Source organism: Methylophilus sp. DMC18, assembly GCF_056314005.1.
In genome coordinates this window covers 159,616-185,078 of sequence record NZ_JBQUZE010000003.1, presented here as the reverse complement: position 1 = coordinate 185,078, position 25,463 = coordinate 159,616, and the positions used below count along the sequence as shown (strand labels likewise).

General features: G+C 51.1%; 19 protein-coding genes and 1 riboswitch. Of the genes, 16 read left to right on the top strand and 3 right to left on the bottom strand.

What is annotated here, in order from left to right; translation table 11 throughout:
* Positions 1-36 precede the first annotated feature (36 nt).
* Positions 37-1,200: a methionine adenosyltransferase gene (gene metK, locus ACT53G_RS07770; protein WP_476169121.1), complete on the bottom strand. Its 1,164-nt coding sequence runs from the start codon at positions 1,198-1,200 to the stop codon at positions 37-39.
* 166 nt (positions 1,201-1,366) lie between these two features.
* Here metK and dapF point away from each other — a divergent pair, with 166 nt between their 5' ends.
* From dapF to eutC, 15 genes are all read left to right on the top strand, one after another.
* Positions 1,367-2,197 (top strand): diaminopimelate epimerase, encoded by an 831-nt coding sequence (dapF, locus tag ACT53G_RS07765; RefSeq protein WP_194748786.1) that lies wholly within the window; start codon positions 1,367-1,369, stop codon positions 2,195-2,197.
* A 33-nt stretch (positions 2,198-2,230) separates the two neighbouring features.
* The gene (locus tag ACT53G_RS07760; protein ID WP_194748787.1) at positions 2,231-2,884 is read left to right on the top strand and encodes a DUF484 family protein; all 654 of its coding nucleotides are present in this window, start codon (positions 2,231-2,233) and stop codon (positions 2,882-2,884) included.
* A 189-nt stretch (positions 2,885-3,073) separates the two neighbouring features.
* Positions 3,074-3,955 (top strand): tyrosine recombinase XerC, encoded by an 882-nt coding sequence (xerC, locus tag ACT53G_RS07755; RefSeq protein ID WP_194748788.1) that lies wholly within the window; start codon positions 3,074-3,076, stop codon positions 3,953-3,955.
* Between the two features lie 184 nt (positions 3,956-4,139).
* On the top strand, positions 4,140-4,721 hold the full coding sequence (locus tag ACT53G_RS07750; RefSeq protein WP_194748789.1) for a superoxide dismutase: 582 nt from the start codon (positions 4,140-4,142) through the stop codon (positions 4,719-4,721).
* Positions 4,722-5,124: 403 nt separating this feature from the next.
* Positions 5,125-5,222: riboswitch (guanidine-I (ykkC/yxkD leader) on the top strand.
* 57 nt (positions 5,223-5,279) lie between these two features.
* Positions 5,280-6,341, top strand: a complete 1,062-nt coding sequence (locus ACT53G_RS07745; RefSeq protein WP_275357681.1) for a putative urea ABC transporter substrate-binding protein — start codon at positions 5,280-5,282, stop codon at positions 6,339-6,341.
* A gap of 71 nt (positions 6,342-6,412) precedes the next feature.
* Positions 6,413-7,168 carry an ABC transporter permease gene (locus ACT53G_RS07740; protein WP_476169120.1) on the top strand — a complete coding sequence of 252 codons (756 nt, stop codon included), beginning with the start codon at positions 6,413-6,415 and terminating at the stop codon, positions 7,166-7,168.
* Positions 7,165-7,947, top strand: a complete 783-nt coding sequence (locus tag ACT53G_RS07735) for an ABC transporter ATP-binding protein (protein ID WP_476169119.1) — start codon at positions 7,165-7,167, stop codon at positions 7,945-7,947. The genes ACT53G_RS07740 and ACT53G_RS07735 overlap by 4 nt, the downstream gene beginning before the upstream one ends.
* 11 nt (positions 7,948-7,958) lie before the next feature.
* Entirely contained in the window at positions 7,959-8,687 is a 729-nt protein-coding gene (locus tag ACT53G_RS07730; RefSeq protein WP_194748793.1) for an urea amidolyase associated protein UAAP1, read from the top strand.
* A 13-nt stretch (positions 8,688-8,700) separates the two neighbouring features.
* Positions 8,701-9,336: an urea amidolyase associated protein UAAP2 gene (locus ACT53G_RS07725; protein WP_476144516.1), complete on the top strand. Its 636-nt coding sequence runs from the start codon at positions 8,701-8,703 to the stop codon at positions 9,334-9,336.
* Between the two features lie 211 nt (positions 9,337-9,547).
* Positions 9,548-13,147, top strand: a complete 3,600-nt coding sequence (gene uca, locus ACT53G_RS07720; RefSeq protein ID WP_476169118.1) for an urea carboxylase — start codon at positions 9,548-9,550, stop codon at positions 13,145-13,147.
* Between the two features lie 11 nt (positions 13,148-13,158).
* Positions 13,159-14,961, top strand: a complete 1,803-nt coding sequence (gene atzF, locus ACT53G_RS07715; RefSeq protein ID WP_476169117.1) for an allophanate hydrolase — start codon at positions 13,159-13,161, stop codon at positions 14,959-14,961.
* A gap of 169 nt (positions 14,962-15,130) precedes the next feature.
* Positions 15,131-15,448: a DMT family transporter gene (locus ACT53G_RS07710; RefSeq protein ID WP_194748797.1), complete on the top strand. Its 318-nt coding sequence runs from the start codon at positions 15,131-15,133 to the stop codon at positions 15,446-15,448.
* 274 nt (positions 15,449-15,722) lie between these two features.
* Positions 15,723-17,069 (top strand): ethanolamine permease, encoded by a 1,347-nt coding sequence (gene eat / locus ACT53G_RS07705; protein WP_194748798.1) that lies wholly within the window; start codon positions 15,723-15,725, stop codon positions 17,067-17,069.
* 66 nt (positions 17,070-17,135) lie between these two features.
* Complete coding sequence (locus tag ACT53G_RS07700; RefSeq protein WP_338655476.1) at positions 17,136-18,533, top strand: ethanolamine ammonia-lyase subunit EutB; 1,398 nt, start codon at positions 17,136-17,138, stop codon at positions 18,531-18,533.
* A 1-nt stretch (position 18,534) separates the two neighbouring features.
* The gene (gene eutC, locus ACT53G_RS07695) at positions 18,535-19,335 is read left to right on the top strand and encodes an ethanolamine ammonia-lyase subunit EutC (protein WP_476169116.1); all 801 of its coding nucleotides are present in this window, start codon (positions 18,535-18,537) and stop codon (positions 19,333-19,335) included.
* A 15-nt stretch (positions 19,336-19,350) separates the two neighbouring features.
* On the opposite strand, the gene ACT53G_RS07690 is transcribed toward eutC, so the two are convergent.
* On the bottom strand, positions 19,351-20,337 hold the full coding sequence (locus tag ACT53G_RS07690) for a helix-turn-helix domain-containing protein (protein ID WP_476169115.1): 987 nt from the start codon (positions 20,335-20,337) through the stop codon (positions 19,351-19,353).
* Between the two features lie 385 nt (positions 20,338-20,722).
* On the opposite strand from ACT53G_RS07690, the gene ACT53G_RS07685 reads away from it, so the two are divergent.
* A complete protein-coding gene (locus ACT53G_RS07685; RefSeq protein WP_476169114.1) occupies positions 20,723-21,607 on the top strand; it encodes a TorF family putative porin in 885 nt (294 codons plus the stop codon).
* Positions 21,608-21,771: 164 nt separating this feature from the next.
* Here ACT53G_RS07685 and ACT53G_RS07680 read toward each other — a convergent pair whose 3' ends face one another.
* The gene (locus ACT53G_RS07680) at positions 21,772-25,461 is read right to left on the bottom strand and encodes an EAL domain-containing protein (RefSeq protein ID WP_476169113.1); all 3,690 of its coding nucleotides are present in this window, start codon (positions 25,459-25,461) and stop codon (positions 21,772-21,774) included.
* Between the last annotated feature and the right edge of the window lie 2 nt (positions 25,462-25,463).

Below are 25,463 nucleotides of genomic sequence, written 5' to 3'. Positions count from 1 at the left end.
ATGCCCTCTTCAAAATTACTTTTACGTGAATGTTGTTTACAATCCTGCCGCCGCGCGCAGTGCTGCCGCCTTGTCGGTATTTTCCCAGCTGAACTCGGGTTCATCGCGGCCAAAGTGACCATATGCTGCTGTTTTGCTGTAAATAGGTCGCAACAGGTCCAACATTTTGACAATGCCTTTGGGACGCAAGTCAAAATGCTCGCGTACCAATTGTGTCAGACGTTCATCAGACACCTTGCCGGTACCATAGGTCTCGACCATGATAGAGGTCGGTTGCGCCACGCCAATCGCATAGCTCACCTGTACCAGACACTTATCTGCCAAGCCTGCAGCCACAATGTTTTTGGCGACATAACGACCTGCATAAGCGGCTGAGCGGTCGACTTTGGAAGGGTCTTTGCCAGAGAATGCGCCACCACCATGGGGTGCAGCACCGCCATAGGTATCCACAATAATTTTTCGGCCAGTGAGGCCGCAATCACCTTGCGGGCCGCCTATGACAAAACGACCGGTCGGATTGACCAGATACTTGATCTCGCCTTTGATCAATTCTGCGGGCAAGGTCGGTTTGATAATTTCTTCAATGACAGCTTCACGAATAGCTTCTAAATTCATCTCGGGGGCATGCTGGGTAGACACCAGCACGGTGTCAATTTTATGCGGTTTGCCATCGACATACTGGATAGTGACTTGTGATTTGGCATCCGGACGCAGCCAAGGCAAGCGGCCATCTTTACGCAGTTGCGATTGACGCTCCATGACACGGTGGCTCAACCAGATGGGCAAAGGCATCAGTTGTGGCGTTTCGTTCACGGCATAGCCAAACATCAGACCCTGATCACCCGCGCCCTGATCCAGAGGATCATCATTGGCGTTATCGACGCCTTGCGCAATGTCCGGGGACTGTTTGTCATAAGCCACCAGTACCGCGCAACCTTTGTAGTCAATGCCGTAATCCGTATTGTCGTAGCCGATGCGTTTCACCGTATCGCGCGCGACTTTGATGTAATCAACATTGGCTGTCGTCGTAATCTCACCGGCCAACACAATCAGGCCGGTATTTGCCAGAGTTTCCGCCGCCACACGTGCTGTCGGATCTTGGGCGAGAATGGCATCGAGAATGCTGTCAGAAACTTGATCGGCCAGTTTGTCAGGATGACCTTCGGAAACGGATTCCGAAGTAAAAAGATATTCACTCATGTTTGACGCCTTGAAAAGTATAAAGAGTTGATAAAAGCGATCGACTAAAGGCTAAAGCCGACCGCAAAATTGGGAACGAAGATTCTACCCGAGTTTAACGGCAACAAGGAATAAATATGCGGACCATGGATGCCTTCAACGGCGTGATAAGGTATTATCTTGAGCTATGAAATTAAGATTCACCAAAATGCAGGGCGCCGGCAATGACTTTGTCGTCATTGATGCGACTCGCGCACCCGTCAACCTCTCCCATGCCCAAATCCAGCACATCGCCAACCGCTATTTTGGCGTGGGTTGCGACCAGTTATTGATGGTCGAGTCGACGACCACGCCTGACGTGGACTTTCGTTACCGCATTTTTAATGCAGATGGTGGCGAAGTTGAGCAATGCGGCAATGGGGCCAGGTGTTTTGTGCGATTTGTCGTGGATAAAGGGCTCACTGACAAACACGAAATCAAGGTCGAAACCGCCAGTGGCGTGATTACGCTCAAATTACAAGAAGACGGACAAGTCACAGTGAATATGGGCGCGCCTCGTTTTACACCCGCGCAGATCCCATTTGAGGCTGAGCAACAAGCAACCACTTATGAATTGCCATTGGCGAGCGAAACCATCACAGTCAGCGCAGTATCCATGGGCAACCCGCATGCAGTCATGCTGGTAGACAATGTGCATACGGCCGAAGTCGCCAGCCTTGGTCCGCAAATAGAATCGCATCCTCAATTTCCGCAACGCGTGAATGCGGGTTTTATGCAGGTCCTGAACGAGCATGAGATCAATTTGCGTGTCTATGAACGCGGCAGTGGTGAAACGCTGGCTTGCGGCACTGGCGCCTGCGCGGCAGCCGTCAGTGGCATCCAACTGGGTACACTACAAAGCCCGATCAAAGTTCATACCCGTGGCGGCATCCTCACCATCCAATGGGCAGGCGGAGAGTCGCCCGTCTTGATGACCGGGCCGGCAGAGATTGTATTTGACGGCGAAATTGAAATTTAAAACAAAGAACTTAAGATAAAGAACAGCAGTATCATGGAAGAAAGCATCAACGAAAACGACATCAAGCATTACCTCAAAGCACACCCTGACTTCTTTGAGCGTCATGCCCACTTACTGGCAGAGCTGTTCCTGCCCAGCCCACATGGCAAAGGCACCATTTCACTGGCAGAACGTCAGCAAATCGCCCAGCGCGACAAAATCCGCGTGCTGGAGTCTAGATTTACCGAGCTGATCCTGACTGCTGAAGAAAACGAAACCACGGCCAACAAGGTGCACGAGCTGACTTTAGGCTTACTGTATGCCAAAGACGTGCCGGCCTTGCATGCGCATCTGGTCGAGTTTTTGTCCAGCCAGTTTCAGTTGCCAAATACGCAACTCAAACTATGGGCCAATGACGCCCATGCGCCAGACAGCCTGTTTATTGCGGCAGAAGACTCGCTCAAAAACTGGGCCAAAGACTTGAGCCAACCTTACTGTGGCACGCTGCCGACCATGGATATTGCTGGCTGGTTTAGTGAAACTCCGGCTTCGCTGGCCGTGATTCCGATGCGCTACCAGGAAGTGACGTTTGGTTTGATGGCCATCCCCAGCGAACAACGCAGCCGCTTTTATGCGGGCATGGGCACCCTGTTCCTTAACCGCATTGGTGAACTGGTCAGCGCCTCGCTGGCACGCTATATCGTATGAAAGCCCCCGCTGAGGTTTCCGCCAAGAGGGATCTTCTTGCGGCAATTGTCAGCGTAAATCAACCATGGCAACGCAGCCAGATTGCCGCGTTGGCTGTGACCCAGAGTCCGCATGAACAAGCATGGTCACTCCAACTGCGGCGGGCACTGGCTACCGCTGACTCATATTTAAAGTACTGCGGATACTCGCATGCATGAATTGCTAGATGACTACCTCGATTTTCTGCATTTCGAGCGTGGTCTCAGTGAACACACCCGCAACAACTACCAGCGTGACCTAGAACAACTGCTCGCGCAACACGGGCACACGCTGCAATCGATCACCCCGCAACACATCCGTCGAAGCATCGCCACCCTGCATAGCCAAGGCCTGAGTGGCCGCAGCATCGCGCGCATGCTCTCCAGCTGGCGCGGCTTCTTCCGTTATCTGGTCCTGCATCACCAATTCCCCTCCAATCCTGTCATCGGCTTGCGCGCACCCAAAGCCGCCAAAACGCTGCCACACGCGTTATCCATCGAGCAAACCATCAAACTGGTCGAACTGGAGGGCGATACCGCCATCATTGTGCGCGACCGCGCCATGCTGGAACTGTTCTACTCCTCAGGCTTGCGACTGAGCGAACTGGTCGGCCTCAACCTGGACCGGCTGGATTTAAATGAAGGCATGGTCACCGTCACCGGCAAAGGCAATAAAACACGGATGGTCCCGCTGGGTAGCAAAGCCGTTGCTGCACTGAAGGCCTGGTTGGCCCAGCGACCACTGTGGCTGCTCAAACAGCCACAGCAACCCGCGGTCTTCATTAGCCAGCAAGGTCGCCGCCTCAATGGTCGCAGCATCCAAAAGCGCATCAGTGACTGGGCCATCAAGCAGGGCCTGCATAACCAGGTGCATCCTCATATGCTGCGTCACAGCTTTGCCAGTCACGTACTCCAAAGTAGCGGTGACTTACGTGCCGTACAAGAAATGCTTGGGCACGCCAATATCAGCACCACCCAGGTGTATACACATCTGGATTTTCAGCATTTGAGCAAAGTGTATGACGCTGCACACCCGCGTGCCAAAAAAAAATAAATGGCTGAATCAATGGCCTAGCCTTTACCCTAGTCCTCACATGGTTTTGCAAGTGCATAAATTGTGGCAAAATAACCCTACTAAATTGGTAAACTTTCTACCAGTCTCGTGACTCTAAAGTCACATCGCCTGCGTTTAGTCATGACAGGCAGTTATTTCAATCAAACCTAAAAAAGGAAATTCCATGGAACACGTCTTACCAGCATTGCCTTTTGCAAAAAATGCATTAGCCCCACACATGTCTGAAGAAACTTTTGACTATCACTATGGCAAACACCACCAAGCCTACGTCACCAACCTCAACAACCTGATCAAAGGCACCGAGTTTGAAAATGCCAGCCTGGAAGAGATTGTGAAAAAATCTTCTGCTGGCATCTACAACAACTCTGCACAAATCTGGAACCATACCTTCTTCTGGAACTGCCTGTCTCCAAACGGTGGTGGTGAGCCAACAGGTGCATTGGCTGCAGCCATCAATGCCAAATGGGGCTCTTATGAAGAGTTCAAAAAAGCTTTCCAAGCTTCAGCAGTCGGCAACTTTGGTTCAGGCTGGACCTGGTTGGTGAAAAAAGCCGACGGTTCTGTAGACATCGTCAACATGGGCGCCGCGGGCACCCCATTGACCACAGGCGACACTGCATTGTTGACCATCGACGTTTGGGAACACGCCTACTACATCGACCACCGCAATGCCCGTCCTAAATTCGTTGAAACATTCCTCAATCACCTGGTGAACTGGGAATTTGCAGCAAAAAACTTTGCTTAATTCGCAGAGTCGTTGGCGACAATAAACTAAAAGTCGCAAACATTAACCTGTATATTAAAAGCGTTGTTTGGTGATACCAAACACCTGCGCTAAAGCCCCGGACCTTCTGGGGCTTTATTTTTTCCTGGTTGATCAGTTTGAATAGAGACGCTTGGTAAGCATGCCTTTGTGAGGTGAGGCTGACTCTCTCTGAAAGTATTTTCTCTGTCATTTACCAGTGAATGATTGCATTTTTATCGTATTGCACGATTTTAATCACGCCCAAACTTGGACTTAACGCACTATCAAAGTGCATAAATATTGATCACTTTTATAGGAAATCCATTTAAAACAAGGATTTACTGACTGGCATATTAGTTGCTAGTTTAGTCATGTGGGGCAGCAGGTATGAACGCTGCATTACCTAATGGTTGGCTAGGGTTCCGGCTTACGTGAGTGAGTGCTGGTCCGAGAGCTGACGACCTCCAAGAGGTTACACGGCGGGATAAAAGCCCGGGAGATAGCAACATTTTGAATGTTAGCTGCTCCCTTGCCGAATAATTTACTTGGAGTTCTCCTATGCTAGTTCGACGCTTTACAATCGCACTGACGCTGCTTTGCTTTTCTTTGTTCAATACCACAGCATTCGCTGCTGACTCAAAAAAACAATTCAATATTTGCTGGACCATTTATGCTGGATGGATGCCATGGGATTATGCGCAAGCAAAAGGCATCGTCGCCAAATGGGCAAAGAAATACGGTATCACGATTAAAGTTACTCAGTTGAACGATTATGCTGAGTCCATTAATCAATATACCGCAGGGCAATTTGATGGTTGCAGTATGGCCAATCTGGATGCATTGGTTGTGCCAGCGGCGGGTGGCGTTGACTCCACCGCATTAATTGTCGGCGACTATTCAAATGGTAACGACGGTATTGTCATTAAGGGTGCGAATAAACAGATCAAGGACCTCAAGGGGCAAAGCGTACACTTGGTTCAATATTCTGTATCGCATTACTTACTGGCAAGGGCTCTGGAACAGGCCGGACTCACCCAAAAGGACTTGAAGTTAGTCAATGTCTCAGATGCAGATGTTGTCGCCGCCTTTAGCACACCCTCTGTGAAAGCAATGGCAACTTGGAACCCTCAACTCTCTGAGTTAGCCGCGCTGCCAAATACCTCAAAAGCATTCACCTCCAGCCAGATTCCTGGCGAAATCATCGACTTGATGGTCGTCAATACAGACACTTTACGAAAAAACCCATCGCTAGGGAAAGCTTTAACGGGCGCATGGTTTGAAGTGATGGCACTCATGAAAGCAAAAGATAAAGAGGCGTTGCAATACATGGCAAAGCACTCTGGCACAACCCTGGATTCATACATGCAGCAAATTTCCACCACCGCCCTGTTTTATGAACCTGCTGCCTCACTGGCCTTTGTCAGGGACGCGAAACTGCCAACGGTGATGCAAAAGGTCTCTAGTTTTTCTTTCGAGAATGGATTGCTGGGGCCTGCAGCAAAATCCGCAACCGCCATTGGCATTGAATATCCCAACGGCGTCGTCACCGGTAATAGCAAAAATATCAAACTCAGATTCACTGACACGTATCTGCAAATGGCGGTTGATGGCAAGCTCTAAACAGGTCAATCATGAGATTAATTAATCAACACCCCAGCAGGGGGACGAGATGGATGCTTGCCGCAATACCAATGATCTTGATCATTGTTGTGTATTTGGTGAACTCACATCTTCGCCTGGTTGAAAATCCAGAGGACAAGCTCCTGCCTAGTGTTTCTCAAATGTGGGAAGCCCTGAAGCTGATGGCCTTTACAGAAGATCCCTCCACAGGGACCTTTCTGATGCTGGATGACACCTTGTCCAGTTTGAAGCGACTAGGGATGAGCTTAGCCATTGTTGCATCGCTTGGGTTAACGCTCGGTATTTTATTAGGGTCGATCCCGTTGTTACGGGCATCACTCTCCCCCTTGGTCGCGATCATCTCCATGGTGCCGCCGCTGGCGATTCTTCCCATCCTGTTTATCGTGTTTGGCCTGGATGAGCTCTCTAAAGTCATGCTGATCGTGATCGGACTCACGCCCATGCTGGCGCGCGACCTCGAACAACGGGCACGAGAATTGCCCAAGGAAATCATCATTAAAGCACAGACATTAGGCGCTAACTCATGGACGTTAATGATACGGGTGGTACTACCGCAATTGCTGGCTAGACTGATGACTTCCCTGCGCTTACTGATGGGCTCAGCCTGGTTGTTTCTGATTTCTGCGGAAGCTATCTCATCCACAGAAGGCCTGGGATATCGCATCTTTCTAGTGCGTAGATATCTGGCAATGGATGTGATCTTGCCCTATGTTTTGTGGATCACCTTGCTGGCTTGGCTGACAGATTATGCCCTCAAAAAACTGCATCAAGTCTGCTTTCCTTGGGCGGAAGGAGCAGACGCATGAGCTTTATAGAGTTTAAGAATGTGTGGCGAAGCTACGGAGACCATGTCGTTTTAGAAGGCCTGAATCTTAAGGTCGAAGAAGGCGAGTTTTGCACGCTGGTAGGCGCTTCCGGCTGCGGAAAATCTACATTCCTGCGCATGCTGCTGGGCCAGGAGACCCCCACCAAAGGTGAGATTCTTTTGGATGGGCAAAAACTCCCGGCAGAGCCAGACCCATCCCGCGGGGTGGTATTCCAAAAATACTCGGTGTTCCCGCACCTGACGGTTCTGGAGAATGTAGTCATAGGTATGGAGTTTTCAGCATCGCCTTTTTGGGGGCGCCTGTGGGGAGCTAAAAAGAAAGAAGCAAGACGCAAGGCTACGCAAATTCTCAGCCGTGTCGGGCTGGATCACCATTTGCATCAATACCCGTCTGCGCTATCTGGCGGCATGCAGCAACGCCTCGCCATCGCGCAGGCTTTGATCGCTCAACCACGTATCCTGTTGCTGGATGAACCCTTTGGCGCGCTGGATCCTGGTATTCGCAAAGATATGCATGCACTCATGTTAGAGCTATGCAAAGAGACAAAATTGACGGTCTTCATGGTCACCCATGACTTGTCTGAGGGCTTTCATTTGGGCACCCGATTGATGGTATTTGATAAGGTCAGAGTCGATCCACATGCACCCAAAGCCTACGGTGCGCGTATCACCTACGACATCAAGCTCAATCAGGACAGACGCCAGCAACAAGCGCAGGTGGCGACCTTGCCCACCCATGTGCTTAATCAAACGAATTAAAAGGTTTACCGATGAACAACGATACAAATACATCTAGCATCCTCTACGAAGAGCTTGTTCCAGGCGGAGGTCACACCTCCTTCATCCTGAAAAAAGACCAGGTTTTGCGCATGACCGACGTCGAAGGTCACGCCAATGTCAGCCTCATGATGTTGAATGCACATCAACACAGCGAGCGGCTGAACTTACCAGACACCTTAAAAGCGCAACACACGGCCAAGCTCACAAAAGGACATTGCTTTTACTCGGACATGGGGAGAGTACTCGCCGCCATCACAGAGGATACATGCGGTTGGCATGACAGTTTGGGCGGGGTGTTAAACGCTCAAGAAGTCCTAGCGAAATATGGCGTTGGCCGCTATCAGGAACTCAGAAATAATTTCTATCGTAATGGCACGGATAATCTGTTGGTTGAGATGGGTAAATGGAACCTTGATCTTCAAGACTTGCTCATGGTCGTCAACTTTTTTAGCAAAGTGACCGTGGATGACGAGGGATCCCTGTTCTTTGAGCCCAACCATTCTTGTGCAGGTGATTACGTGGAGTTGTATGCACCAATGGACACCTTGGTGATTCTGACCGCCATTCAACATCCATTGGATCCCAATCCTGAGTATCACCCCCGCCCCGTGCAACTGTCATGGCGCAACGCAGAGAGCGAAAGTATCAGTGAAGTGTGTCGACAGTCACGGCCAGAAAACGGTCGTGCTTTCCATAACACTGAACGCTTCTACCTGTGAGGAAAGAATCAATATGAACATCATCTCAAGCCCATTAGCTGCTGAAAAAGCCTTTTTTCACCATGTCATTCCGGCAGGCGAACCTTATTTGTTTGAAGTCAAAGCAGGACAGACATTCAGGCTGTTAGACACTGAAGGTAACCAGGCCGTGGATACCCTTTTTTATAGCGCGAGCAATCCAAGAGAGCGTTATGACGCGCAACGGACCATGCGTAATCAGAACAAGGTTTACCTGACGACCGGTACAACGCTGTACTCAAATCTGGGCAATCCATTAGCCACGATTGTGGCAGATACCTGCGGTCGCCACGACACCCTGGGAGGCGCATGCGCTCAGGAAAGTAATACCGTACGTTATTCACTCGACAAGCGCTACATGCATAGTTGCAGAGACAATTTCATGTGCGCCTGTTTGCATGATGGCAGATTGAACAAGCGGGATATTGGCGCAAACATTAACTTCTTCATGAACGTTCCGGTCACTCCGGAGGGCGGCTTGACCTTTGCAGATGGCATTTCAGCGCCAGGCAAATATGTGGAATTAAAAGCGCACCAGGATTTAATTGTGTTGATCTCGAATTGCCCACAACTGAACAACCCATGTAATGGATGGAACCCAACCCAAGCGGAGGTGTTTGTATGGAACTAACATTCAAAAAGAAGATGATACGCGTCTTTCGAAAAGTGCTTGATGCCTTGTATCAAGGCATGACAGCAAGAGCAGACTTCTCTAAATAAACATGATTTAGTCAGTCACTTAACGGCTATCCAAATACTCACCTAGCCAGTGGATCCCGCTGTGGACGACCTCAGCGCGGTTTCGTATATGCGGGACGACCCGCCCTCAGAAGATCATTTGTATGTTCAATAAACTACTGATTGCAAATCGAGGGGCGATTGCTTGCCGCATCCTCCGCACCCTAAAAGCCCTGAACGTGAAAGGGGTGGCGGTTTATTCAGAATCGGATATTGCCAGTTTACATATTCAGCAGGCCGACGAGGCGATTAGCCTAGGTGATGGCCCCGCTGCAAATACTTATCTCAATGTAGCGCGAATACTTGAAGTCGCAAAAACCACAGGGGCGACTGCCATTCATCCTGGGTATGGATTTTTATCTGAGAATGCAGCGTTCGCAGAAGCCTGCGAACAAGCAGGCATCGCCTTTATTGGCCCAACCCCGGAACAATTACGCGTTTTCGGGCTTAAGCACACGGCAAGGGCCATTGCAAAAGCCCATCAGGTGCCCATGCTGGAGGGCACTGAGTTGTTGGAGAGCGTGCACGAGGCGACCGCTGCAGCCAAGCAGGTAGGTTACCCGGTCATGCTGAAAAGTACCGCAGGGGGTGGTGGCATAGGTATGCGCGTGTGCTGGAACGAACGCGACCTTGCCGAAGCGTTTGAAGCCGTGAGGCGCCTGGGACAGAACAACTTTAGTGACTCTGGCGTGTTTATTGAAAAATACATTGAACGCGCCAGACACTTAGAGGTTCAGGTGTTTGGGGATGGCAACGGTGAGGTCATTGCCTTGGGGGTGCGTGATTGCTCAGTGCAGCGCAGAAACCAAAAAGTATTAGAAGAAACCCCGGCGCCCAATTTGCCGGACGGCATGGCGCAGGCGCTATGTGAAGCGGCGATTAAATTAGCAACAGCGGTTAATTACCGCAGTGCGGGCACCGTAGAATTTGTGTATGACAGCCTTGCCGAGCAATTTTATTTCCTCGAAGTGAATACCCGCTTACAGGTAGAGCATGGTATTACCGAGCAAGTATGGGGCGTTGACCTGGTGCGTTGGATGATTGAATTGGCGGCTGGCGACTTACCGCCTTTGTCAGACATTCGCCAAACACTGCACCCCCAAGGCCATTCAATACAAGCGCGCCTGTATGCAGAAGATCCAGGGAAAGACTTTCAACCCAGCCCTGGTTTGTTGACCAATGTTGCGTTTCCACATGCGGATGGAAAAGCATTGCGTGTAGACACCTGGGTTGAGGCGGGATGCGAAGTGCCGCCCTATTTTGACCCCATGATTGCAAAAGTGATTAGCTGGTCAACCACCAGGGAGGAAGCCAGAAAGCGTCTGGATGACGCGCTCGCAGAGACCGTGCTATACGGCGTAGAGACCAACCGTGACTACCTCAGACAAATATTATCCGACCGGCCATTTTCAGAAGGTCATCCCTGGACGCGCTGCCTTGAGGGGTTGGCGTATCAATCTCACACATTTGAAGTCCTTGTTCCGGGCACGCAAACCACTATCCAGGATTATCCTGGCCGCCAGGGATATTGGGCCGTCGGTGTTCCGCCCTCAGGCCCAATGGATAGCCTGGCGTTCCGTTTGGGGAACCGTTTGCTGGGGAACGAGGAACGTGCCGCCGGATTGGAAATCACCATGAGTGGTCCCACCTTGCGCTTCAATACGGATGCCGTTGTCGCTATCACGGGTGCAACCATCCCGGTAAAAGTGGATGGAGAGCAGGTGCCACACAATGTCTCTCTCCACATCAAGCGAGGGTCAACGTTAACCTTAGGCAAAATTGCCGAAACAGGCGCCCGCAGCTATTTGCTTTTCAGGGGCGGCCTGGAGATTCCTGAATATTTGGGCAGTAAAAGTACGTTTACGCTGGGCCAATTCGGCGGGCATGCCGGGCGCGCTTTAAGGGCCGGGGATGTCATCCACCTGCCAGCATTAGAGGATGCTGCTGCGGGCATCGCGCTACCGCCAGACCTCTACCCCCCCCTTGCTGAGACCAGACAGATCCGAGTCATTTATGGCCCGCATGGCGCCCCGGAATATTTCACTCAGCGCTACATCGAACAGTTTTTAAGCACAGATTGGGAAGTACATTTCAACTCCAGCAGAACCGGTGTTCGCCTGATTGGACCTAAACCTGAGTGGGTCCGAGAAAGCGGCGGTGAAGCGGGTTTACACCCTTCCAATATTCACGATAATCCCTATGCGATAGGTGCGGTTGATTTCACCGGTGACATGCCGGTGATTCTCGGACCTGACGGGCCCAGCCTGGGCGGCTTTGTCTGCCCGGTGACGATGATTGAAGCGGACTTGTGGCACCTGGGACAACTCAAGGCAGGAGACAAAGTTCGCTTTATCCCGGTGACCATCGCCACCGCCAGACAGGCTTTTAAAGAACAACAGCAACAAATTGCAGGCCTGAGTCCAATCACTGCATCCTGGCAGGCGGCAGAACTGCAGACCCCTATCGTGCTGGAAATTGGGGAAAAGGAGTCCAAGCTCGTCGCAAGACTATCTGGCGATACGCACTTGTTGATTGAGATCGGTGCCCCTGAGCTAGACCTTGTCTTACGATTCAAAGCGCATGCTTTGATGCAAGCCATCGAACAAAGTAATCCTGCAGGCATTATTGACCTCACCCCTGGCATACGCTCCTTGCAAGTGCATTACCAGCCTGAACAGCTGCCATTAAAAACATTATTGGCGTTGATCCAAGAAATTTGGGGCAAACTCAGTTCAACGCAAGACATTACCGTGCCATCCAGGGTAGTGCATTTGCCATTGTCCTGGGACGATCCCGCTTGCCAATTGGCGATCGAAAAATATATGACCACCGTGCGTAAAGATGCGCCTTGGTGCCCGAGCAACCTGGAGTTTATCCGCCGCATTAATGAATTGCCGGATATTCAAAAAGTGCAGGAAATCGTTTTTGACGCCAGTTACCTGGTCATGGGGCTGGGTGATGTTTACCTTGGCGCGCCAGTCGCGACCCCTTTGGATCCAAGGCACAGATTAGTCACTACCAAATACAACCCGGCCAGAACCTGGACGGCCGAGAACTCCGTCGGCATTGGCGGCGCTTACATGTGCGTTTACGGTATGGAGGGCCCAGGGGGTTACCAGTTTGTGGGTCGCACCCTGCAAATGTGGAGTCGCTATAAAAAGGTAGCTGCGTTTGAAGGAAAGCCATGGTTATTGAATTTCTTTGACCAGATTCGCTTTTACCCCGTGTCGGCCGAAGAATTACTTGTCATCCGGCGTGATTTTCCACTCGGTCGCTATCCATTAAAGATTGAAGAGACCAGCCTCAATCTTTCGCAATATCAGTCCTTCTTGGCGCGGGAAGCATCATCGATTCAAGCGTTCAGAACCCATCAAAAAAAGGCATTCGATGCGGAGCGTCAGCGCTGGATTGACACTGGCCAGGCCAATTTTGAAATAGATGAACACTTAACCAGTGACACTGAAGAATCCACCTTAACCGAGGGTCAGGTCGGCGTAGAAAGTCATATTGCCGGCAATTTATGGCAAGTCGTTGTGCAGATTGGGCAACAGGTGACCGCTGGCGAATCTTTAGTCATTCTTGAATCCATGAAAATGGAAATTGAAATCCAAGCACCTGTCGATGGTGTCGTGGCAGAGATACGGGTCTCCCCTGGCTCACCAGTCAAAGCCGGGCAGTGTGTGGTCGTGATTAACGAAGCTTAAAGGACATTGAAATGAAACACCCATATAACCTGCAATTGGATGCCCTTAAAAATGCGTATGCCAAGCATGCGTTCTCACCCCGTGAACTCATTCAAGCATTGCGCGAAAGAGCCCTCCAGTTAAATCCAGAATACAAGCTCTTCATCCACATTCTGACCGAAGAAGAATTAGCGCCTTATCTGGCAAATCTAGAGGCAACCGGGCCGGAAAGCTTACCGCTGTATGGCGTCCCATTTGCGGTCAAGGATAACATCGACCTGGCAGGTGTCCCGACCACGGCGGCATGTCCTGCGTTTAGTTACATCCCGGCAAAAAATGCCACCATTGTTGCGCAGTTGATCGCACTAGGCGCGATCCCCATCGGTAAAACGAATCTTGATCAGTTCGCGACTGGCCTTAACGGCACCCGCTCCCCCTATGGACTCTGCCGCAATAGCGTCCTTGCTGAATATCCCAGTGGCGGCTCCAGTGCAGGCTCCGCGCTGGCAGTGGCATTGGGACTGGCATCGTTTGCACTCGGAACGGATACCGCAGGCAGCGGGCGTGTTCCGGCAGCGCTCAATAACCTGATTGGATTGAAAGCCACCAAGGGCTTAATTTCAACGGCTGGCGTGGTGCCAGCTTGTCGCACACTGGATTGCACGACCTTTTTTACCGCGACTGCATTGGAAGCAAGCAAACTGCTAGCACTCACTGCGCATAAGGATCCAGAAGACGAATACAGTCGTGCCAATGTTGGCTGGAACACGGGCAGATCGTTTGGTATCCCCGCCTCCGGATTTAAGTTTGGCGTCCCTAAACAATTAGAGTTTCTAGGTTGCGCTGAAAGTCAGGCCCTCTTTGAGCGTTCAGTCTCCACCCTTGAGACCATGGGGGGCATTGCCATTGAAATAGACTTCAGTGCCTTTCTGGAGGCTGCGAAGCTTCTTTACGAAGGCCCTTGGGTCGCTGAAAGATACAGCGTCGTTGGCGAGTTGATTGAGAATAATCCAGAAGCGGTGCTGCCTGTCATCAGAGATGTGCTGCAGAAAGCACCAACTGCCACGGCGGTGCAAGCGTTTAGAGCGCAATACAAATTACAAGCGCTAAAAGTCAAGACGGATGCCATTCTTGCCAACCTGGATTTCATGATCACACCGGCCTACCCCCGCCCAGTCACCTTGGTCGAGCTAGCGGCAGAGCCTGTGAAACGTAACTCTGATTTGGGGACTTACACCAACTTCATGAATCTGCTCGACTATGCGGCGGTAGCGGTTCCGGCTGGATTCATGCGGAATGGCCTGCCTTCCGGGGTGACTTTTTTTGGGCGTGCATTCTGTGACCAATATCTTTTAAGTATTGCGGACAGTTTTCAGCGCACCTCAAAACTACCGCTGATTGGTCAATTCGAACACATGGCCGCGCCCCCTACCACCTTGGCAAAAAATGATCGCTCACAGCTGCTGGTGTGTGGCGCACATTTAGACGGTTTACCCTTGAATTGGCAATTAAAAGATAAAGGCGGGCAATTGCTCAAAAAAACACAGACCTCCCCTGCTTACCAGTTTTATGCCTTGGCGGGCTCACCGCCCAAACGACCAGGGTTAAGAAGAGTTGCAACCGGTGGCCGGTCATTTGAGGTGGAAATCTGGGAAATCCCCACCCAAGAGCTAGGCGCCTTTCTAAATGATATTCCGGCGCCATTAGGACTGGGCAAGGTTGAACTGATAGATGGCTCATGGGTCACCGGATTTATTTGTGAGGATTACGCCCTGGAAACTGCAGATGAAATTTCTCAGTTTTCTGGATGGCGAGATTACTTGCAACACCAATAGCTTTGCTGGGTCTGTCAGCGGACCGCTGACATTTCCCTGATCCATTCAAAAATATTTTTTGCTTTTAATAGGGATGTTGCACAAAAAGATGACTATCTTTAGCGCAGTGGGGAAGCCATCCAGCCATTGCGTTTTCACAGGACGGCTTGGCTTCACTTTAGGACAATTTATGGCTTGGTTACAACTTTTCGCCGCTGGCATTCTGGAAATCATCTTCGCTTACGCGATCAAAGAGTCTGATGGTTTTTCAAAACTGCTACCGTCACTCATGACGCTGCTTACCGTGATAGGAAGCTTTTGGTTGCTGTCTTCAGCGATGCGCACCATCCCCATGGGCACTGCTTACACTGTTTGGACGGGGATTGGTGGCGTTGGTGCATTTATCGTTGGCATCACGGTGCTCTCTGAACCCATCACAATGTTGCGATTGCTTGCGGCAACCTTAATCATTTCTGGGCTGATACTCATGAAAGTTGGCGGATCATAAGCCATGAAATGGCAACAGCACTCGCCCTAAAGGGTCGCTCACTTAACGCTCACCTTGCGTGAGACGACGTATTTATTCTTTCAACATCGCGTCTGTGATCAAGCAGACTCTGCTGATGTAGCTTACTTCGTTGCAATTACCCAAGCTTGTACGACTCAAGCCCAACCTTAGGTAATCTATAGCGCGCAACCCATCATTGCGAAAATGGGATAGTTGAATTCACGCGAAACTCGCATGATACGACCATGATTTTTAATTGCTAGGGGAAGCTGTCATGAGCGTATCGTTAAAGCCAACGCTGAATGGTTGGCATTTATGGGGACTGGCCGTCGGGCTGGTGATTTCTGGTGAATATTTTGGCTGGAGTTACGGCTGGGATAAAGCGGGAACCTTGGGTTTTTTGGTGACCACGCTCTTTATCGCGCTGATGTACACCACCTTTATTTTCAGTTTTACCGAACTGACTACTTCTATTCCGCATGCCGGTGGGCCGTTTGCTTACGCCAGACGGGCTTTTGGTCCTAAGATGGCGTATGTTGCCGGTTATGCCACCTTGATTGAGTTTTTATTCGCACCGCCGGCCATTGCGATGGCGATTGGCGCCTATCTGAATGTGCAATATCCGGGCATAGACCCCAAGCTTTTTGCCGTGGGTGCTTATATTGTATTTGTCAGTTTGAATATTGTTGGAGTGCATATCGCTGCCACCTTTGAACTGCTGGTCACCTTGCTCGCGATTATTGAGTTATTGGTGTTTATGGGCGTGGTTGCCCCCGGTTTCTCGATGACAAACTTTGTCGCACATGGCTGGGCAGGTAATGACGTTTTTAGCAGCGCAGCGATTCCAGGCATGGTGGCGGCGATTCCATTTGCCATTTGGTTTTTTCTCGCCATTGAAGGCGTGGCCATGGCGGCAGAAGAAGCCAAAGATCCGAGAAGAACGATCCCCAAAGCCTATATTGCCGGGATTCTGACGCTGGTGTTTCTGGCCATAGGCGTGATGTTATATGCAGGTGGCGTAGGTGACTGGAGAACCCTGGCCAATGTCAATGATCCTATTCCACAGGCAATGAAAGTGGTGGTGGGTGAGAACAGTGGCTGGTTACATATGCTGGTTTGGATTGGCTTGCTAGGATTGATCGCCTCTTTTCACGGAATTTTGCTTGGTTGCTCACGGCAGATTTTTGCCCTGGCACGCGCCGGATTTATGCCCAAATACTTTGAAGCCACGCATGCGCGCTTTAGAACCCCACATCGCGCGTTGATCGCTGGGGCCGTGGTCGGCCTGGCAGCTATTTTGAGTGATGACTTACAGTTTAATGGCATGACGCTCACGGCAAACTTGATCACGATGGCGGTATTCGGGGCCATCGTCATGTATATCGTTTCGATGCTGAGCTTTTTTGCGCTGAGAAAAAATGAGCCTAAGCTTGAACGCCCGTTCCGAACCATGGGTTATCCGCTGTTTCCGGCCATTGCCTTGAGCCTTGCCGTGATCAGTTTGCTGACCATGGTCTACTACAATCAGGCATTGGCGCTGGTGTTTGCCGTGCTGATGGCAGTGGGCTATATTTATTTCAGCCTGACAAAAGGGCAACGCGACACCGCGACTGACCGTTAAACGCGGACAATCCATGCAAGGTACGTAAAGGAGTCCCCTGTTGATTCCTTGGAGAGTGAGAAAAAGATGGCTTACAGTTACAGCGTCGGAGTACATCAGTATCAGTTTAAAGACTTGAAAGAAGTGATGGCAAAAGCCTCACCGCCGCGCTCTGGCGACTTTCTCGCAGGCGTGGCTGCAGAGACTTATGTTGAGCGCATGGCCGCCAGGATGTGCCTTGCCAGTGTGCCGCTCAAACGCTTTTTAGAGGAGTTGCTGCTGCCTTATGAACAAGACGAAGTGACGCGCTTGATCATTGATACGCATGATGCGCAGGCATTTAGTGAGATCAGCCATTTAACCGTAGGCGATTTTCGAGACTGGCTGTTGCTGGATACCACGGATACCGCCACGCTGACGCGGGTTGCCAAAGGCATCACACCGGAAATGGCGGCTGCGGTCAGCAAGCTGATGCGCAACCAGGACTTGATCCTGGTTGCCAAAAAATGCCAAGTGACGACCGCATTTCGAAATACCATCGGCCTGCCAGGTCGTTTGTCTGTGCGCTTGCAGCCCAACCACCCGACCGACGATGCCCGCGGTATTGCCGCTTCTCTGCTCGACGGATTATTGTATGGCTCAGGGGATGCCGTGATCGGCATCAACCCGGCCACCGATAGCATTCCTGGCTTGATGAACTTATATTACCTGGTTGATGAAGTCATTAACCAATATGAGATTCCCACCCAGTCGTGCATCCTGACCCATGTCACCAACCAGATTCAACTCATCGAAAAAGGTGCGCCGATTGATTTGGTGTTTCAGTCGATTGCCGGCACCGAACAAGCCAATAAAACGTTTGGTATTAATCTTTCGATTCTGGATGAAGCGTATTCTGCAGCCTTGTCACTGCAACGCGGCACGGTAGGCCAAAACGTCATGTATTTTGAAACCGGCCAGGGCTCGGCACTGTCGGCCAACGCCAATTTTGGCATGGACCAGCAAACTTGCGAGGCACGTGCCTATGCCGTCGCCCGCCACTTTTCTCCCTTACTCACCAATACGGTGGTGGGCTTTATCGGGCCTGAATACCTGTACGATGGCAAACAGATCATCCGCGCCGGTCTGGAAGACCATTTCTGCGGTAAGTTGCTGGGCCTGCCGTTGGGGTGTGATGTCTGCTATACCAACCATGCCGAGGCAGATCAAGACGACATGGACACCTTGATGACCTTGCTGTCTGTGGCTGGTATTACCTTCATCATGGGCATTCCAGGGGCGGATGACATCATGCTTAATTATCAGACCACCTCCTTTCACGACGCCCTCTATTTGCGTAAAACACTCAACCTGAAGCCAGCACCGGAGTTTGAGCAGTGGCTACAACGCATGAACCTGATGGATCACACCGGCATGATCCGCCCGGTAGACAATAGCCATGCCTTGTTACAAAATAAACCCAAGCAATTAATGAGTGCCCCTTAATATGGATCAGCCTCCTGCAGCCCCTAGCACAGGCATCGTCAGCGAAGATCCCTGGTCACAGCTTAAAAGCTTTACGCAAGCGCGGATTGCACTCGGCAGGGTAGGTAGCAGCCTGCCTACGCAAGAAGTCCTGGATTTCAGCTTGAGCCATGCATTGGCCAGGGATGCGGTTCATCTTGGCCTGGATACCCAGGCGTTGATGGCGCAAATTCAAGCGACATTGTCAGTCGATGTCCATCAGGTTCAGAGCAAGGCACCAGACCGGGCTTCTTATTTATTAAGACCCGATTGGGGCCGTCAACTGAGTGAGGACAGCGGGCTACACCTCAAAGCTGCCAAACCAAAACAAGCGATTGATTTATTACTGGTGGTGGCGGATGGCTTGTCTTCACTGGCAATCAAAAATCACGCGCTGCCGTTATTGCAAGAAATTCATGCGCAAGCCCCTGCGGAATGGCATCTGGGGCCGGTGGTGATTGCCTCCCAGGCCAGGGTTGCACTGGCCGATGAAGTGGGCGAAATGCTAGGCGCAAACATGGTAGCCATGCTGATTGGTGAGCGGCCTGGACTCAGCTCGCCGGATAGTCTGGGGATTTATTTGACGCATCAGCCACGGCGTGGCCGCAGTGATGCGGACAGAAACTGTATTTCCAATGTCAGGCCAGATGGCCTGGGTTATGCCGCCGCCGCAAAAAAATTGTTATGGCTGGCAAAAGAAGCCAACCGTTTAAAATTGTCAGGCGTTGCGCTCAAAGATGAAAGCGATGTCGTTATGATTCAAGACGCGCCTTCGAGCCAATAAAGCTAAATCACTGCATTACTCATGAAAGCGCTTGAAGGTTGTAGAGGGCGCTTCACCAAACATCTTTTTATATTCCTGCGAAAAATGTCCAAAATGCCAGAACCCCCATGACGTGGCTGCCTCCGTCACAGAATTGGCGTGCCTCAGCATTTGGCGGACACCATTGAGCCGCTCGGTGCGCAGGTAGACGATCGGACTTTTCTCCAGGGTTCTTTGAAAATGATATTGCAAGGTGCGGTGGCTCATGGCCAAAGACTCGCACAACTCGACGACGGTGATAGGATCATCCTGGCGTTCACGCACGATTTTTCGGGTTTTGGTGACCACTTGCCAGGATTGATGCTGATAATAAACGGTCCTCGGCGCCGAATCGTCACAGAGCAATGTATCGGCCACCATTTGCAAAGCCATCATTTGTGTTTCTTGCACCAGCGTAGGGTATTGAATAAAGCCAGGCAGGGCCTTGAGCGTCGTGAAAACAGAACGCACAAATCGGACCAGGTTCTGATACTTTGTTTGGCTCAAATATAAAATCTTGGCACTCTTGCACTGCTGGTCCAGTCGCTCCTGATCGTCATCTGACAAGTACTGCATCAGAAATTTTCTCGAAATCACAATCAGGCCGATGGTGAGGTTTGCGGGCGAGACAAACTCAAAACCGTTTCTGCCAGAAAAAATATGCACCGCCTGCTGTTCGCAGAGGCTGCCACAAAACATACCCTTTTCAATGCTATTCATCGGCACCCCGATGGAGATTTTTTCCTCATCCAGATAGCCTTGTTGATGGAGTTGCTGATTAGTAAACTCAAGGAATAATGACACCTCAGGCAAGTGCACATGGGTCAAAAAGCCATTAAAGTGCCCGGCCGAGAGCTGTGAGTAATCCTGATGCCAGCCTTGCAGGAACTGAGACTGCTCATCAAAATCCTGACTTTCCCTATGCAAATATTTTGACTGTGGCAGCGTCAATAATGCCGCAGTGCGCGCGCAGTGTTCTAACATTATGGTATCCCTGAGTCTGCTTTATTATTGTGTGAGCTAACTGTAGTGCTGTGTTAGCAAATAACATTCCAACTCTCCTGTTTTAGCACACCGCCCAGCATTCAGCTCGCCATGCAGGTTTACAAAGCATTTCCTGCGCGCTTTTATTTCGTAGCATTGGTTACCCTCATCACAAAGTTATCAATCCAGGTGCAATTAGGCATGCTGCGCCTATTTTTAGTGCATTGCATGGGCGCAAAAAGCACTGTCTGCGCATCAGGTTGCTCACCTAATCCTCAAACCTCCCATTGCCATTTTTATCTGCATCTTTGCCGATTTGGGATAGCCGCAGGGCACTGCAGTCCGCAGAATGAGCTCACATTATTTATTAACAGGGACCCTCTTTATGCGTAAATCTATCCTTTTTGCTCTTGCACTCGTCTCCGCAAGTTTCGTCTCCACGCTTAGCCAGGCAGAAGAAAAGTCTGCCTGGACATTGTCCAGAAATGTGGCCTTTGTGTCGGACTACTACTCCCGCGGCATTTCTCAGTCATGGCACAAGCCTGCCGTTCAGGCCGGGATGGATCTTGCCCATGAGAGCGGCTTTTATGCAGGCGTTTGGGGGTCTAGTATCACGCCACAAACCTATGTCGACAGCACCACCGAGATTGATATTTACACGGGCTACAATGGCAATTTCGCTGCAGTTGAAAAGCTCGCCTGGTCAGCTGGGCTGATTGGCTACCTCTATCCAGGCGGCAATTGGAACAAATGTAACTGTAAACGCAGCGACGGGGTTACCAGAGTGGGTAGCCAGCGCTTTGACACTTATGAAGCAAATGTTGCCCTCAGTTATGACTGGATTAGTGCAAAAGCGTCTGTCACGCTCACGGACTGGTTTGGCGCCAATAAGAGTACCGGTTTTGACAGTGATAGCCGTGGCTCCACTTACATCGAGTTAAATGCCAACTATCCGCTGCCGTTTTATGACCTGATTCTGGTGGGACACGTTGGGATGCTTGATGTAGCGGCCAAGGTAACACCACTCTCTTATGGTGACTACTCTGCTGGTAAAGGGAATCCAGACAACACTGACTACAAAATTGGATTGAGTAAAACGCTGGCAGTAGCGAATACGACTGGGCTGAACCTTGGCGTGTACTATGTGGGGGCGAATGACACTGGCTACTGGAGTCCCCAAGGTTACGGTGGCTCCAGTTTTAACGGCGGAAGCCGGTCCAAAGACCTGACAGATAATCGCTGGATAATCACGCTGAGTTCTACCTTCTGATCAACACCGCGTTTGATCCGTGGTCGCGCGTCAGTCTGATGCGACTGGCGCAGCCTGGAGCGCCACTCCAGGCCGTTAGCGACCAATCACAGTCCTCTCTCATACTCCCGGTTAACCGGGAGTTTTTTTATGTAAGGTGCGTGAGAGGCTGGCGCTGCCAAGCATCAGCCTGTCATGACAGACCGTCCGGTTGCGACCAAACGTTCAAAATCCTGCGTACGCTGCGGAACAGAGAAATAATAGCCCTGGAACGTATTACATCCCAAACGTGTGAGAAGGTCGAGCTGCGCCTCGGTCTCCACCCCTTCAGCCAATACGTCGAGTTGCAGGCTGATCCCTAGTGAAATAATGGCATTGACGATACTTTGATGATCCTGGCCCTGCAACATGTCGCGTACAAACGACTGGTCGATCTTGAGCTGATCAAACGGGAAGCGCTTGAGATAAGACAGTGAAGAATAGCCCGTGCCAAAATCATCCAGCGAGAAACTGACACCTGCTGCTTTGAGCGCGGTCATTTTGGCGATGATATCTTCCACATTGTCGATCAACATGCTTTCCGTCAACTCAAGTTGAAGTCGGCCCGGGGCAATGTTGGCCTCGGTCAGCAATTGCTGCACCTCCGTGACAAATGCTGATTGCAGGTACTGCTTGGGGCTGACATTCACGGCCAGCACCATTTGACTGAGTTGCGGATGGAATGCCCACTGCTGCAATAAGGCACAGGCCTGCTGCAAGACCCAGCGCCCCAGGGCGACAATTTGTCCGCTAGCCTCGGCGAGGGCAATAAACTCACCGGGCATGATCAGGCCACGTTCAGGATGTTGCCAGCGCAACAGTGCTTCTGCACCGACCATCTGATGCTGTCTGTTATATTGCGGCTGCAAATGCAAGACAAACTCCCGCTTTTGTATGGCCTCATGTAACTCAGCCTCCAGCGCCACACGCTGCCTAAGCTCGGTTTCCATCTGCACATCAAAAAATCGGTAGCCATTTCTGCCGGCCTCTTTGGCTTTATACATGGCCATATCGGCGCGTCTGAGCAGTTCATCGGTCTGACTCATGTCAGGATCAAACAGGACGACGCCGATGCTGGGGGTCGTGTAATGCTGGTAGTGATCGAGTTTGAACGGCTTTTTAAAGGCGCCTACGATCTTTTCACAGATTTTGCGCGCCTGCTTTTCCGCTTGGTCCGCCGCGGATGACAAACTATCGAGCACCACTACAAATTCGTCACCGCCCAGGCGACTGACTGTATCCTGCCGCCGCACAGAGTGTTTAATGCGTTTGGCGACCTCAATCAGTAAGGCATCACCTACCGCATGGCCATGGGTATCGTTGAGTGTTTTGAAGTTATCAATATCGATAAACATCAAGGCACCACCGGTTTTTTTAAGTTGGGATTTATGGATATGGGCCGCCAGCCTGTCTTGCAGCAACAGCCGGTTGGGGAGGCCGGTCATGGTGTCGTAGTAGGCCAATTGGCGAATTTGCGCATCGGTGCGCTTGCGTTCACTGATGTCCCTGAGTACAGCCACCCAATGCGTCACACGGCCACGCTTGTCATGCAGCGGCAAGGCATCCATTTCCAATGAAATGCCGTTACCTTGATGATCGACAGTCACCACTTCTGTTTTAATCGGTAATTGCTGTTGCCAGGCTTCCTTAATGCGTTGCAAATCGTTGGCAGGCGTACTGTTTTTAAACAGCTCAAACGGCGAAAGATGATTGTACTGGTCCACGGCCAAGCCGGTGATACGTGTAAACGCTTCATTTAAAAAGACAATTTTTTGCTGTAACGGGGTGTGTACCGGCGCCTCAGTGATCATCACCATATCATTCAGCCGTGATACACCACTTTGTAACAGCTTCAATTGTTCATCGGCCTGCTCGCGCTCAATCGCCAACCCGAGAATATGGGCATAACTCTCGACCATGTCCAACTCGGCTGTCTCTGGCAAGTGGCGAGACTGACGATACATTGCCAGCATGCCAAGCACCCGTTGGCTGCGTGAGAAAATGGGCAGACTCCAGCAGGCACGCAAGCCATGTTTCAGCGCAAGGTCTGCATAGTCAGCCCATAGCGGATGCGTGCTGATGTCTTCGGCTATCACCCGGTTCTGCGTCAAACTGAGCATCCCATAGCCTGCAACAGGTAGCTGACTCATCGCTTGTGCGTAGCTGGCTGGCAAGCGGTGCGAGGCGGCATGATGCAGATGCCGCCCATCTTGGTCCATCTGCAAAATCACACAATACACCTCGGAAAAATGCGCCTCGATGAGCTGCACGGCCGCATGCAAAATCTCAGGTAAAGGGATATCCGCGAGCAGCATCGCCTGTATTTTGTCTTGTCCCTGCTTGATCGCTTCAAGTTGTTTTTGTACCGTAATATCCTGTAACGAGCCTTGCACCTGAACAATCCGGCCGTGCTCATCGCGCAACGCCTGCCCCATTGCGCGCACCCAGAACCGGCGGCCATGCACGGTGACCTTTTCCAGCTCCAGATCATAAGGGGTTCCCTCCGACATGCATTTCTCAAGCGCGCTGGACATGATCGCCCGATAGGCTGGTACAAAAAGACCCATGCCTTCCTCAAGGCTGGGAGAGTATCCAGGTGGCAATTCATGTAAGGCCGCCACTTCGTCAGACCAGCGCATACGCTTTGTAGGCAGGTCTATGACCCAGCCACCGATTTTTGCCACATTGCCCGCCACTTTGAGCAAATACTCAGTCTGGCGCCGCTGATCTATTTCCTCTTGCAAGGCCCGCGTTCGCTCAGAGACCTGCCGGCGCATTTGCAGGTTCCACAACACGGTGACAGCCACCACCAGCACGAGTGTAAACACCCCGCGTATCAGCCAGTTCACATAGGGGCGTTCTATAGAAACATCATGGTGGTAGATAAAGCCTTGTAGTTGCGCATTGGCAGGAACCAGCCCCAGCGCGGCATAGGTCTGGGCAATCGACTGCCAGCGCTCTTCATTCATATGTCCCCAGGGCACCACCTCAGACAACACATAAGGCGCCATTAAACGCGCCTCCTGCAACAGAGACTGTTGATTGATGTCGCGTTGCGCAACGCCAGGCATGCTGGCTATCGCATTGGCCATGGCCTCTTGATGATTGAACGCGTACTTCCAGCCTTTTTTGGTGGCGCGCAAAAAAGCCTCAACCCGTGCAGGATGTTGCAACAGCTCCTGTTCAGTCGTGAACAGTACATCGCCATAAAAATCTGCGCCATAGGCCTGGTTGCTAAGAATAGCGGGGGCATAGCCTCTTTGCTGTAATTGCATGGGCTCATCCATCGCATAGGCCATCATGGCGTCCACGCGCCCCTCAATCAAATCATCCAGATTTGAGCGATAAGGCAGAAGCGTCATTTGGTGAATATCCAGATGTTGCTTGAATAGCATGGCCTGAAATTGCAAACGGCCATGTTCACCCGAAAGCATAATGCGTTTGCCGATCAGGTCTTGAGGCCGCTTGATTCCGCTGTTTTGCAAACTCAGTAACACATACGGGGAGTGCTGAAAAATGGCGGCCAGAGCGATTAGCGGCTGGCCAGACAAGCGTGAAATCAGAATTTCGGAATCGCCGATGGCGTAATCTGCTTGATCAGACAAGACCTGCTTTAAGGGATCGATGGACTGGTTACCCTCGATAATCTCGACCGCCAACCCTTCATCACGGTAGTAACCCTGTTGCAAGGCAGCGTAATAACCAGCGAATTGAAACTGGTGATGCCATTTGAGTTGTAAGCGGATAGGCTCAGCCGGGGGTGCCGCATAGGCGAATGCTGACCAAACCATGGCCAGCAGCGAGGTGCAGACTAAAACAATCCATCGGCGTGTCATGC

Coding starts and splice junctions, on each gene's coding strand:
- dapF (WP_194748786.1), top strand. CDS start 1,367: ATGAAATTAAGATTCACCAAAATGCAGGGCGCCGGCAATGACTTTGTC.
- ACT53G_RS07730 (WP_194748793.1), top strand. CDS start 7,959: ATGAACAACGATACAAATACATCTAGCATCCTCTACGAAGAGCTTGTT.
- ACT53G_RS07760 (WP_194748787.1), top strand. CDS start 2,231: ATGGAAGAAAGCATCAACGAAAACGACATCAAGCATTACCTCAAAGCA.
- ACT53G_RS07680 (WP_476169113.1), bottom strand. CDS start 25,461: ATGACACGCCGATGGATTGTTTTAGTCTGCACCTCGCTGCTGGCCATG.
- ACT53G_RS07710 (WP_194748797.1), top strand. CDS start 15,131: ATGGCTTGGTTACAACTTTTCGCCGCTGGCATTCTGGAAATCATCTTC.
- xerC (WP_194748788.1), top strand. CDS start 3,074: ATGCATGAATTGCTAGATGACTACCTCGATTTTCTGCATTTCGAGCGT.
- metK (WP_476169121.1), bottom strand. CDS start 1,200: ATGAGTGAATATCTTTTTACTTCGGAATCCGTTTCCGAAGGTCATCCT.
- ACT53G_RS07690 (WP_476169115.1), bottom strand. CDS start 20,337: ATGTTAGAACACTGCGCGCGCACTGCGGCATTATTGACGCTGCCACAG.
- eutC (WP_476169116.1), top strand. CDS start 18,535: ATGGATCAGCCTCCTGCAGCCCCTAGCACAGGCATCGTCAGCGAAGAT.
- ACT53G_RS07750 (WP_194748789.1), top strand. CDS start 4,140: ATGGAACACGTCTTACCAGCATTGCCTTTTGCAAAAAATGCATTAGCC.
- uca (WP_476169118.1), top strand. CDS start 9,548: ATGTTCAATAAACTACTGATTGCAAATCGAGGGGCGATTGCTTGCCGC.
- eat (WP_194748798.1), top strand. CDS start 15,723: ATGAGCGTATCGTTAAAGCCAACGCTGAATGGTTGGCATTTATGGGGA.
- ACT53G_RS07745 (WP_275357681.1), top strand. CDS start 5,280: ATGCTAGTTCGACGCTTTACAATCGCACTGACGCTGCTTTGCTTTTCT.
- ACT53G_RS07740 (WP_476169120.1), top strand. CDS start 6,413: ATGATCTTGATCATTGTTGTGTATTTGGTGAACTCACATCTTCGCCTG.
- ACT53G_RS07725 (WP_476144516.1), top strand. CDS start 8,701: ATGAACATCATCTCAAGCCCATTAGCTGCTGAAAAAGCCTTTTTTCAC.
- ACT53G_RS07685 (WP_476169114.1), top strand. CDS start 20,723: ATGCGTAAATCTATCCTTTTTGCTCTTGCACTCGTCTCCGCAAGTTTC.
- ACT53G_RS07700 (WP_338655476.1), top strand. CDS start 17,136: ATGGCTTACAGTTACAGCGTCGGAGTACATCAGTATCAGTTTAAAGAC.
- ACT53G_RS07735 (WP_476169119.1), top strand. CDS start 7,165: ATGAGCTTTATAGAGTTTAAGAATGTGTGGCGAAGCTACGGAGACCAT.
- atzF (WP_476169117.1), top strand. CDS start 13,159: ATGAAACACCCATATAACCTGCAATTGGATGCCCTTAAAAATGCGTAT.